Raw genomic sequence first — 11404 nt, 5'->3', positions numbered from 1 at the left:
ATTACTTGCCCAACGGTTTGCCCCATCAAATCGTTTACTGGATAAAAAGAGGTCTTGACCTAGACATCAGATCGCCAACGCGCAAACGGCTGTTCAACCAAAATGTTAAGCACATAGATTACAATTGAAGTGCATATTTGAAAGAGAGATACATGCATACTTGTTGAGCGGCGATTAAAAAAGGGCTGCTAACGCAACCCTTTCATGTATATGCATTCGCGCTACATTACGCGTCGTAAGGATGGCGCAAAATAATGGTTTCGTTGCGATCCGGCCCCGTTGAGATAATATCAATCGGCGTTTCAGTCAACGCTTCTAAGCGTGCGATATAATTTTTCGCTGCTTCTGGAAGTGCATCGTATGAAGTAACACCAAAGGTGTTATCAGACCATCCAGGCATTTCTTCATATACTGGCTCAACTTTTTCGTAGTCGTCAGCCGCCATTGGGGGTACATCATTGATGTTACCTTCGGCATCTTTATAGCCAATACAAATTTTAAGGGTCTCTAGTCCATCTAACACATCAAGCTTAGTTAAACAAAACCCAGAAATAGAATTGATTTGTACCGCGCGCTTCATCGCCACTGCATCAAACCAACCTGTGCGGCGTTTACGGCCAGTAGTAGCGCCAAATTCATGTCCTTTCACGCCCAAGTGCTCACCCACAGCGCAATCTAGCTCTGTCGGGAACGGGCCGCCACCCACACGTGTCGTGTACGCTTTAACGATGCCCAGAACATAATCAAGATGTAAAGGCCCGAAGCCTGCGCCCGTAGCCACACCACCAACGGTAGTGTTCGATGATGTTACGTAGGGGTAGGTTCCATGATCAATATCAAGTAATGTGCCTTGCGCGCCTTCAAACATGATGCAATCACCGTGTTTACGCGCTTTATCAAGCATGTCTGTCACGTCAACGACCATAGCCTTCAAAGTTTCAGCCACTTTCATTGCATCGTTAAAAACAGTATCAAAATCGACAGGCTCAGCTTTGTAGTACTGCGTTAACACGAAGTTGTGATATTCAAGAATCTCTTTTAACTTGTTAGCAAAATCTTCGCGATTGAATAAATCACCAACACGCAGCCCTCGACGAGAAACTTTGTCTTCATATGCTGGCCCAATACCACGCCCTGTTGTACCGATTGCCTTTTTACCGCGCGCTTCTTCGCGGGCGACATCTAACGCGATGTGATAGGGCAGAATAAGCGGGCACGCCTCACTAATAACTAAGCGCTCGCGAACTGGAATGTTACGCTCTTCAAGCATCGAAATTTCTTTCATCAATGCTTCTGGGCTTAATACCACACCATTACCAATGACACATTTGACATTGTCGCGTAATACACCAGATGGAATTAAATGCAGTACGGTTTTTTCACCGTCGATCACTAGAGTGTGACCTGCGTTGTGTCCGCCTTGATAACGAACCACGTAAGTTGCTTTGTCTGTTAATAGGTCGACGACCTTACCTTTACCCTCGTCACCCCATTGAGTGCCGAGTACTACAACGTTTTTAGCCATGATAGGAATGCGTCAGAAAATTAGGCCGCGATTCTACAAAAATCCCCTTCAAAAATCACCCTATTTATGCACAAACTTTATACATTTATCGAATAGTGACATGACGTTCTTACATTTAGAGTAAAAAGAGTAGCGATACCATTCCCACTGTCACCAGCACGCCACCAATCGTGCGAAGCTGCTCTGGTGGCTGTGACGCCATTTGCAGTAAAAAACGCTGCCACTTCTTGGGGAACAGCATAGGGCCAACACCTTCGATAATCATAACAAGGGCTATACCGACCCAGAGTGTCTCTAACATTTTACAATTCCCTCTTTGATGACGTTTTAACTGCAAATTATTTAACGTCTCTACACCCGACTAGCGTTTCCATAGACTAATCTTGTATGGATGTTTCGTATGTGTCAATAGACGCAAGATAGGTGCATACTCACTTAGTGATGGAGAATAACAATGACGCCACTTCCTCTCATTTACTCTCCAATTAGAGGACAACTCGATGAGGAATATTCCTGCTTTCCACGTTTTATCATCAACCCAGGATTATTAACTATGGAAGATGTTAAAGCCTGGATAGTGCATCACAAGGCGGTGATCGAAGATGTATTAGAATCGGCTGGAGGTATTATATTTCGCGACTTCCCCATTTCAAACGAAGAGGACTTCTTGGCTTTTTACCATGCCTTCGAGTACAAGACTATGACTGTCGAATCTCCCTTTTTTTCTTATGCTCCGAGTCATCATCCACAGGTGTCTTATGCGCCACCTGAACAACCACTAGCGTCGTCATTGCATGCCGCGTTTTCATTATCTCTAACGCAACCTAAAAGCGTGTTCTTTTGCATGCCGAGCTTTCAGCCGAGCTTTCACCCGAGCATTCATACCAATATTCCTGCGTCGCGACCTCTTTTACGGCTTTGCCGAAGTGACCTGCTTTATAACATCTATCAATCTACGTTACCTGAAGTAACAGAAAAGCTTGAAAGAGAGGGTTTGATTTATTCTTTTCTAATGACTGAAGATCATACCAATGATATGTATCGTCATTTTAGCTGGAAATCACTTTTGGGAGTGAATTCTTCTGAAGCGGCTGAATATATGCTAGATAGCGGTGGATTTACCTACGAGTGGTTAGACACAGAAACCCTCATTGTTACCTCTCCCGTTCTCCCTGCTATTAGCTCGTTTACTGATGGACGCATGGGGTTGCAAAACAATTTGATGAATATTTACACCAGTTGGCCTGGCGTAAGAGACAACCCTTCTTCTTTTATCACGTACGGGAACGGCTCTCCAGTTGGTGTTGCGTCGTTGGAAATTCTTCTTTCTTTATCTCTACAAACTACGTTCTGCCATGAGTGGCTAAATGGTGATGTAGTGATAATTAACAACGAACAGGTGCTCTATGCTCATAATGTTCAGGAACAGCAAGAACACGTTCACGAGAAAGAAGGAAGCGTTCTTGCAATATTTAGTGAATAGTTAGGTTGGCTTAGCCTTTAAGCATCTGGGCAGCTTGTTTGGCGAAGTAAGTCAAAATACCGTCGGCACCAGCACGTTTGAACGCAAGTAAAGACTCCATAATGACAGCTTCTTCATTTAGCCACCCTTGGGCGAACGCCGCTTTATGCATAGCATATTCCCCACTCACTTGGTAAGCAAAGGTAGGAACGCCGAACTCGTCTTTACAACGTCTAACAATATCAAGATAAGGCATACCCGGCTTGACCATCACCATATCAGCCCCTTCTTGAAGATCCAAAGCAATTTCTCTTAGTGCCTCATCGCTATTAGCTGGGTCCATCTGATAACTAAATTTATTGCCACCTTTGATATTCCCAGCTGATCCAACTGCATCACGAAATGGCCCATAATACGCCGATGCGTATTTTGCTGAATAGGCCATAATGCAAGTATTTTCATGGCCTTGAGCTTCTAAAGCAGCACGAATCAATCCAACACGCCCATCCATCATATCTGAGGGAGCGACAATGTCTGCGCCAGCTTCTGCGTGTGACAACGCTTGTTTAATTAACACCTCGACGGTCTGATCATTGACGACGTACCCAGAGTCATCAATCAACCCATCTTGGCCATGAGACGTAAAAGGATCCAATGCCACATCAGTAATAACCGCTATGTCTGGCACACTTTCTTTTAGCGCGCGAATGGCTTTTTGTGCTAATCCGTCTTCATTAAACGCCTCGCTCGCGCACTCCGACTTTAACTCGACTGGCGTAACCGGAAAAAGTGCCACAGCCGGCACTCCCAAATTGGCAAGCTCTTCAGCCTCTTTAATTAATAAGTCGATAGAAACGCGCTCTACCCCCGGCATAGACGGCACAGCTTCTGTTCGATTTTTCCCTTCCAGCACAAACATCGGGTAAATTAGATCACTCGCTGACAGCGTATTTTCGGCCACCATGGCGCGAGTAAAAGCCTGTTTACGCATTCTTCGCATACGAATATCTGGAAAGTGTGAAATAGCCATTACGTTATCCCATTTGTTCTTGTTCATTACCGTGCTCGAATACTGTTGCATACACGCAGTTTCGTCCACGGCTTTTTGCTTCATATAGTTGACGATCTGCGGCTTCAAGCATCAGCTTACCGTCTTCTTCGCTTCTTACAACCGCTGTACATATGCCCGCACTTAGTGTGACATTTACTTTTCCTGCAGCTGTGGCAATGTCTAAATCTGCTAGGGCTTGGCGGATGCCGTCAACCAACGTCACCGCACCGCTCTTGTCCGTAGACGGCAACACCATCACGAATTCTTCTCCGCCATAACGACAGACTTCATCGGCCCCGCGCTTTAGCGATGATTCTAACAATTTTGACACGCGCTGAATGCACTCGTCTCCCACTAAGTGACCATACTGATCATTAATGGATTTAAAATGATCAATATCTATCATCACCACAGATAGTGCGGTTTGTTCCCGACGGCTGCGTCTTAGCTCGGCTTGATACTTCTTATCGAAATACCGCCTATTGCGGAGTCCGGTTAGGGGATCAATAGTGTTTTTTAGCTCTAGCTCTCGGTTGATTTCAGACAGCTCTCTGAGTGCGATCTCTAGCTCGAGAGTACGCTCCTGAACTTTGTACTCCAGATCTTCTTGCGCCTCTTCTCTCATCAGTAACATCTGTTCTTGTGCAGCTCGTGCCTCTCTTTCAATTTCGAGCGCTTTAGATTGCGCAGCAATAAGAGAATCTCTTTGATTTCGATAATTTATTGCGAGGGCAAGGGCAAGCAGAAAGGTTTCTATTGTACCGCCAATCATCAGCAAATAATTTGAGGGGACATCCAGCAACACGTAATCAGCATGCTCTAACGCGGCAAAAAAGCCACTCATAAGCAATACTGACCAAGCCAAGAGGTAATATCGCGCCAAGGAAACGCCTTTATACCAGCAGTACACTCCTACGGTATAAATAACCGGCATCGCCACACTTACACAGACCACCAACAGCCGCACAGTAATAAAGCTGTTGAGGAATAAGCTCGCAAATGCCAGCAGACCGTAACCCACTATGAGTAATTGAAGCCCCTTGTTTAATCGGCCGCTGTGCGACCCAACATTGAGCAATTGTTTAGTAAAAATAAAAGCGCACATCAATGCCATCATTACCACAAAGGCAATCGCTTTTTGCTGGAACCATGCACTATTTGGCCATACATATTTATAGGCAAGTCCATTTAAGGTCGCAATGGCCAAGGCGAGAAAAAAGACATATCCACTATATGATAAAAAGCTGGAATTCCCCGTTGTCACATAATGAAAAATGTTGCTGAGCATCATCGCTAACATAAACCCGAAAAACAGCCCCATCAGCGTTGCTTGATCAGACGCATAACTTAAATAACGATCTTTGTCCCAAATGCGCAATGGCACTCTAAGAGCTCCATCGGTTTGAATACGCATAATAACCTGCACATTCTCAGCGTGTGGAGGTATCGGAAAAACAAGACTAGTCAGGGGTAAATAACGTTCTGAAAAAGGTTGCGTATCGCCGCCTCTATAATGAGCTACCACTTTGTCATTACTGACGTACCACATTTCAACATGGTCGATGAGCGCATAAGCAATCTCAATAACTCGCGCATGATTTAGTACGTTTTCGGGTAACGAAAATTGAAACCAGTAAGCGTCGTTGGTCAAGCCATGCGAGATCGCATGCTTTTCTTCAATTTGCCAAGCGCTCTCGGGTAATTGCAAGATCTCCTCAAGCGACATGCTTTGTTGCTCGTCTTGCAGATACTTCACGCCATTGCCTAGCTCATATTGAGGCTGCGTGGCTTTACTCACAGTAAATATTCCGTATACGAAAAGCGCGCCTACGATAAATACCATCGGAAACAATACGCGTGATACGGATAATGGCTTAGAAGCACTGTCTAACAAGATGTTCTCCAGAGCGAGCCAAATTGAAGAGCGACAGTGTATTCTGCCAAGCCGCGTTTTGTAAGTTTGGTACGTCGACTTCCATTAGTGCGGCTACATATTTTGCTATATGAGGTAAATTTGCGGGTACATTGGTGCGAGACTTAGGTTTTAGGGTCTTTGGAAACAAATACGGTGCGTCAGTTTCAAGTACAATGCGGTCAAGTGGTAGGCACTTAACAGCAGACTGCAGAGCCTGTCCTCGCTTGTCATCGCACACCCATCCCGTTATGCCTATGTACAACCCTAGCTCCAAATAAACAAGCATCTCCTCGCGTGTGCCAGTAAAACAATGAGCCACGCCACCGACCAAATCTTTTTGATACATTTTTAGTAGCATGATTTGATCATCGAAAGCGTCACGTTCGTGTAAAAAAACAGGGAGCTTAAGCTCACAAGCTAGGGCAAGCTGCGCTTCAAAAACGCGAAGTTGATCGACTTTGGGTGAGAAATTTCGATTATAGTCTAATCCACATTCACCAACCGCGATCACTGAGGGTTGGGAAGCCAATTGGCGTAAATCATCAATAAAACGTGGTGTTGCATCTTTGGCGTAGTGAGGATGAATGCCTGCTGTAGAAAATACACGATTAGGATACTCAACAGCCCGCTGATTGGCTAAACGACTCTCTTCTACACTTGTGCCAATCCCAACCATACATTCAACACCCGCAGTAAAGGCGTTAGTGATGGTGCTCGTTTCACTGAGGCGCGGATCAGAGAGATTCACGCCAATGTCAAACCAACTGCTCACGTTATTGGATTCGCTTAACTCGCGCTCGACGATTTGACTCTTCTTTGCTCAAGTAAAAAGCCCCTAAGACGCCTCGCTCAACATACACTTCGTCGCCCTTGTTCAGAGACATTCGTTGACTGTCTGTTTGTTTCCACACATGGCCGTTACTTAACGTAACTCTTATCTTATTGTATGCATCTTTATCAATACTTGTGACCGTTGCAAATATTTTCTCTTTTGCAGATTCAGTCGATGCTCTATGTTCGATACCAAAACGTTCGTCCGGTGACGTTACTGTCGCTGAGGGCACCGATTGATAAGCTGACTCCGTATTTTTCGAATTGCGCTTTGTTGGTTCTCTAAGCTGACCATTTGAAGACAAAGGCGCAGGCACCGCCATTAACGCTTCCATCTCTGAGTATCGGCTCATATTTTGAACGATACCGTCGTAACAAACCAATCGTTTCAGACTGTTTTGTTCTTGCCCACAAACTTGCAAAGCTTGTTGAATTGTTTCCGCTTGCGCACTACCTGTAATCAACAAACATGCCGCAATAATATATGTTCTCATGATACTTCCTGATGTTCTTCTTTGGTTGATTTTCTTCCATAGATACTGCCAATAATAATTCCGAATTCATATAGAATACATATCGGCACCGCTAGGAGTGTTTGCGATATGATGTCTGGAGGTGTCAATAACATCCCGACAACAAAAGCGCCAACTACCACATACGGACGTTTTTCTCTTAATCTTTTGGCATCCGTAACGCCCATCCAGCACATCAGAATGATGGCAACAGGAATTTCAAATGACACACCAAAAGCGAAAAATAGTTTTAGTACGAAATTGAGATAGTTACTGATATCAGTACTAATTGCTACGCCTTCCAACTCAATACTGGTAAAAAACTCAAATGCCAGTGGAAAGACGACGTAGTAAGCAAATGCAATACCACTGTAAAACAATAGGGTACTCGATATTAACAACGGCACGATGAGCTTTTTCTCATTTCGGTATAACCCAGGCGCAACGAATGCCCAAACTTGATAGAGTACCGCAGGAATAGCAATGAAAAATGACAATACCATTGTCAACTTGAAGGGCGCGAAAAACGGTGATGCAACATCTGTAGCTATCATGTGTGAATTCAGTGGCATTGCTTCGAGAAGCGGAGTCGCTAACCAGTGATAAATATCCTGGGCAAAATACGCCAAGCAAGCAAATACAATCAGTACGCTCATTACAGCCTTAAGCAGTCGGCTTCGCAACTCAATTAAATGGGCTATTAATGTATTTGTTTCACTCATTTATCATTCGTCTTTTTTATAGGGGCGTTGAACAGACTCTGCGGCTTCTTTTAATTCATCCACACTTTTCTGAAGGTCTGGTGATAAGTTCTGTAAGTTTTCCTGCTCTGCTTTTTTTAAGTTTTCATGTAATTCATGCACACGCAACTGCTCTTCAACCTCATGCTTGAAGCCGCTCGCTGTTTGCCGTATCGACCGAACGGTTTTCATGGTCGAACGTACAGCGCCTGGTAGGCGCTCTGGCCCCAGTACAAGTAGAGCCATCACAGCAATGAGAAGTAACTCCCAAAAACCAATATCAAACATTAAGCTTTTTCTTTATTTTCAGTCTGAGACGAATTTTGCGTTGATGTTTGAGAGGGCTTTTCTTCTACTTTCTGAGTGCTTTCCTCAAATTCCGCGTCTTTATCGTTAACCGCTTTTTTGAACCCCTTAACAGCAGACCCAAGGTCTCCACCGATCGATTTCAATCGCTTCGTTCCGAACAATAAAATCACGATAAGCAATATAATTAAAAGTTGCCAGATACTAATTCCGCCTAACATAACAGCGTTACTCCCATTTTTTTAGTTGGGTTAGTATATCAGAGGCAATTTCGATGTGAATGTTCAAATAATCTTATTCTTTAACTTATTTTCGCTGTTAGCTTGCACCCCTTTTAAATGCTGGCTTTACATAAAAAATTGATAGCCAAAACGGATACAAATAGTGCAATGTATAAAATATAAGAATTTGATTATTAGAAAAAAAAGCCCACTCTTAAAGAATCACAAGCCAATGAAATGGAAGATCATTACAATATGATGCGCGCCTTACGAGCCACACTTATGCCAATGCTGATATTGGCAATGGCATCATCTACTTTCGCCCAAACGCCTGAAACATCAGACAATACTAACGAAAAACCGATAGAGGCATCTTGGTTAGACGACATGCACCGAGGGATAGCCGAGTCGATGGACGATTCAGCTTCTTGGGTGGACAGTTTCTTTGATGCAGAAGGCGTGTCTGCAAAAGAGCGTCCAAAAGGAGAAGCTCGGATTCGCTTGGCTTGGGAGCCACGAACACGAGATATCAGCGAAGTAGAAGCCAGACTAAAGGTGAGATACAAACTGCCAAAGCTGGAAAATAAAGTTGACCTTATTTTGTCAGACTACGAAGATGATCAGCCTGAAACCAAGTTGCAAGCTGGTCGCCTCAATGACATATCCCAAGATGACAGGTTCAATTTAGCCTTACGATTCCGAAAATCAGCTGACAGTGGCTTTTCTCATCGGATCGGAGTTGGACGCCGTTTACAGCTATTTGCTAAAAGTCGATATAGAAATAACCATGCCTTGATGGACGACCTCACACTGTATTGGAATGCCTCAGTATCTCATTACAGTGAAGACAAATGGGGAGCCGATTCAGAGTTTACGTTTGATTACCAACTTGAAGGTACAAATTTATTTCGCTTTGACAGCCAATTTTACTTCAGAGACAAAACAGACAACTGGCTTTGGCAACATAGCTGGCAACACTTTAACCATGTTGATGATAAAACGGCCGTTGTTGTGGGGCTTTATCTAGAAGGTAATTCGCGCCCACATTATAAGCTGGATGAATACTTAACCAGTGCACGCTGGAGAAAAAATGCGTTACGTGAGTGGCTATTTTTTGAAGTAGAACCGTATGTATTATGGCGACGTGATGAGCACTTTTCAGCATCATACGGCGTCGCCTTAAGGGTAGAAGCATTTTTTGGCGATTAAGCCTTATTAGAAAGATGCAAAGCGCGCATCCACAACGTCGTCCCAACTATCGCAAGAGACAACGTAGGCCAAATAGCCGTTAGATACATGGGTAATATACTTGCAACAATCATTGAGGTCGCGCCTAGCAAGCTAAAAAATTGCACACGCTGGCTTCGTTTTTGTTGCGCTAACTGTTGTTCAAAGTGTCGCTTTTGCAATTCAGGAAGTTGTTTTATTTGTTTTAAGCTATCGTAGATGAGATCTGGCATCTCAGGCATCTTTTCAGACCAATAAGGCAAATTGCCATACACTTTTTTCATCATGGCTGAAAAGCCAATTTGCTCTTTCATCCAATTTTCTAAAAAAGGTTTAGCGGTTTGCCACAAATCTAGTTGAGGATAAAGTTGCCGCCCCAGGCCTTCAATATATAACAAGGTCTTTTGCAACAGCACCAGTTGCGGCTGCACGACCATGTTGAAACGTCTAGCCGTGTTAAAGAGTTGCAATAGTACATTACTGAATGATATTTCGGCCAATGGTTTTTGGAATATTGGCTCGCACACCGTACGTATTGCCACTTCAAACTCATCAATATTGGTATCGGAGGGCACCCAACCTGAATCAACATGAAGTTCTGCTACTTTACGGTAATCTCGATTAAAAAACGCAATAAAATTCTCTGCAAGATACCGTTTATCGTCGCGATTCAACGTGCCGACAATGCCATAGTCAATACCAATATATTGCGGGTTTTGCGGTTCTTTACGAGAGACAAAAATGTTTCCAGGATGCATATCCGCGTGGAAAAAACTGTCTCTGAACACCTGAGTAAAAAACACTTCTACCCCGCGCTCCGCCAGCTTTTTCATATTCGTATTTTGCTCGATCAGGGCATCGATGTCAGAGATGGGGATCCCATAGATGCGCTCCATGACCATCACCTGACGGGTGCAATAATCACTATATATTTCAGGTACGTATAGCGCATCTGAATGTTCAAAGTTGCGCCCTAGCTGAATGCCATTCGCCGCCTCTCGGAGCAAATCCAGTTCATCCAGCATCGTTTTCTTGTATTCTTCCACCACTTCAACCGGGCGTAAACGCTTACCATCAGGCAACCATTTTTGAACAGCTAAAGCAACCGTTTCCATTAATTCAACATCAGCATGAATCGTGTTTTCTATTCCCGGACGAATCACTTTAACGACAATTTCTTTTCCTGAACGTTTTAATTTTGCTGCATGTACTTGTGCAATTGACGCAGATGCTAATGGTATTTTCTCAAAATCATCAAAAAGCTCATCCAATTCACGAAGACCCAATGACCTTTTAATAATGCTAATTGCGACATCAGAATCGAAAGGTTCAACTTTGTCTTGCAACAGCGCAAGTTCATTGGCAATGTGCGGAGGCAGCAAATCGCGACGCGTCGATAGCATTTGCCCAAATTTAATAAATACAGGCCCAAGTGTTTGTAGTGCCAAGCGTAAACGCATACCGACAGGTTTATTTTGATGTCGATTCTTCAACCAAAACTGACAACGTCGACCCAATCTTGCATACCAAGGCAGCCAGCGGTCAGGAATAAGTTCATCCAAGCCATGCTCAAGCATGACCTTATTGATTTGATATAAGCGAAATAACTGCACG

General features: G+C 43.9%; 12 protein-coding genes. 2 read left to right on the top strand and 10 right to left on the bottom strand.

Going from position 1 to position 11404, the window contains the following annotated elements; translation table 11 throughout:
* Positions 1-226: 226 nt before the first annotated feature.
* Entirely contained in the window at positions 227-1525 is a 1299-nt protein-coding gene (locus OE749_RS07775; RefSeq protein ID WP_263711870.1) for an adenylosuccinate synthase, read from the bottom strand.
* Between the two features lie 115 nt (positions 1526-1640).
* On the bottom strand, positions 1641-1826 hold the full coding sequence (locus OE749_RS07770) for a DUF2065 domain-containing protein (protein WP_263711869.1): 186 nt from the start codon (positions 1824-1826) through the stop codon (positions 1641-1643).
* A gap of 153 nt (positions 1827-1979) precedes the next feature.
* On the opposite strand from OE749_RS07770, the gene OE749_RS07765 reads away from it, so the two are divergent.
* Positions 1980-3008 carry a Fe(II)-2OG oxygenase family protein gene (locus OE749_RS07765; RefSeq protein WP_263711868.1) on the top strand — a complete coding sequence of 343 codons (1029 nt, stop codon included), beginning with the start codon at positions 1980-1982 and terminating at the stop codon, positions 3006-3008.
* A gap of 10 nt (positions 3009-3018) precedes the next feature.
* Here the strand turns inward: OE749_RS07765 and hemB are convergent, their stop codons facing one another.
* Genes hemB through tatA form a run of 7 tightly spaced genes read right to left on the bottom strand, consistent with a single transcriptional unit; the run spans position 3019 to position 8563 of the window.
* Complete coding sequence (gene hemB, locus OE749_RS07760; RefSeq protein ID WP_263711867.1) at positions 3019-4017, bottom strand: porphobilinogen synthase; 999 nt, start codon at positions 4015-4017, stop codon at positions 3019-3021.
* Positions 4018-4021: 4 nt separating this feature from the next.
* Complete coding sequence (locus OE749_RS07755) at positions 4022-5932, bottom strand: sensor domain-containing diguanylate cyclase (RefSeq protein ID WP_263711866.1); 1911 nt, start codon at positions 5930-5932, stop codon at positions 4022-4024.
* Positions 5913-6725: a TatD family hydrolase gene (locus OE749_RS07750; RefSeq protein WP_263711865.1), complete on the bottom strand. Its 813-nt coding sequence runs from the start codon at positions 6723-6725 to the stop codon at positions 5913-5915. Before OE749_RS07750 ends, OE749_RS07755 begins: the two co-directional genes overlap by 20 nt.
* A 1-nt stretch (position 6726) precedes the next feature.
* Complete coding sequence (locus tag OE749_RS07745) at positions 6727-7278, bottom strand: hypothetical protein (protein WP_263711864.1); 552 nt, start codon at positions 7276-7278, stop codon at positions 6727-6729.
* Positions 7275-8018, bottom strand: a complete 744-nt coding sequence (gene tatC, locus OE749_RS07740) for a twin-arginine translocase subunit TatC (protein WP_263711863.1) — start codon at positions 8016-8018, stop codon at positions 7275-7277. The genes OE749_RS07745 and tatC overlap by 4 nt, the downstream gene beginning before the upstream one ends.
* A gap of 3 nt (positions 8019-8021) precedes the next feature.
* Entirely contained in the window at positions 8022-8324 is a 303-nt protein-coding gene (gene tatB, locus OE749_RS07735; protein ID WP_263711862.1) for a Sec-independent protein translocase protein TatB, read from the bottom strand.
* On the bottom strand, positions 8324-8563 hold the full coding sequence (gene tatA / locus OE749_RS07730; protein WP_263711861.1) for a Sec-independent protein translocase subunit TatA: 240 nt from the start codon (positions 8561-8563) through the stop codon (positions 8324-8326). Before tatA ends, tatB begins: the two co-directional genes overlap by 1 nt.
* A 237-nt stretch (positions 8564-8800) precedes the next feature.
* Here tatA and OE749_RS07725 point away from each other — a divergent pair, with 237 nt between their 5' ends.
* Positions 8801-9772: a hypothetical protein gene (locus tag OE749_RS07725; protein ID WP_263711860.1), complete on the top strand. Its 972-nt coding sequence runs from the start codon at positions 8801-8803 to the stop codon at positions 9770-9772.
* Here OE749_RS07725 and ubiB read toward each other — a convergent pair.
* Positions 9769-11403 (bottom strand): ubiquinone biosynthesis regulatory protein kinase UbiB, encoded by a 1635-nt coding sequence (ubiB, locus tag OE749_RS07720; protein WP_263711859.1) that lies wholly within the window; start codon positions 11401-11403, stop codon positions 9769-9771. The genes OE749_RS07725 and ubiB overlap by 4 nt on opposite strands.
* Position 11404 lies beyond the last annotated feature (1 nt).

It is taken from the genome of Fluctibacter corallii, from assembly GCF_025751585.1.
GTDB lineage: Bacteria > Pseudomonadota > Gammaproteobacteria > Enterobacterales > Alteromonadaceae > Fluctibacter_A > Fluctibacter_A corallii.
This window is presented reverse-complemented; position numbering and strand designations above follow the sequence as displayed.

Bases quoted from the DNA above. Each gene is read 5' to 3' on its own strand.
- OE749_RS07725 (WP_263711860.1), top strand. From the start codon at position 8,801: ATGGAAGATCATTACAATATGATGCGCGCCTTACGAGCCACACTTATG.
- OE749_RS07765 (WP_263711868.1), top strand. From the start codon at position 1,980: ATGACGCCACTTCCTCTCATTTACTCTCCAATTAGAGGACAACTCGAT.
- OE749_RS07745 (WP_263711864.1), bottom strand. From the start codon at position 7,278: ATGAGAACATATATTATTGCGGCATGTTTGTTGATTACAGGTAGTGCG.
- OE749_RS07770 (WP_263711869.1), bottom strand. From the start codon at position 1,826: ATGTTAGAGACACTCTGGGTCGGTATAGCCCTTGTTATGATTATCGAA.
- tatC (WP_263711863.1), bottom strand. From the start codon at position 8,018: ATGAGTGAAACAAATACATTAATAGCCCATTTAATTGAGTTGCGAAGC.
- tatA (WP_263711861.1), bottom strand. From the start codon at position 8,563: ATGTTAGGCGGAATTAGTATCTGGCAACTTTTAATTATATTGCTTATC.
- tatB (WP_263711862.1), bottom strand. From the start codon at position 8,324: ATGTTTGATATTGGTTTTTGGGAGTTACTTCTCATTGCTGTGATGGCT.
- hemB (WP_263711867.1), bottom strand. From the start codon at position 4,017: ATGGCTATTTCACACTTTCCAGATATTCGTATGCGAAGAATGCGTAAA.
- OE749_RS07775 (WP_263711870.1), bottom strand. From the start codon at position 1,525: ATGGCTAAAAACGTTGTAGTACTCGGCACTCAATGGGGTGACGAGGGT.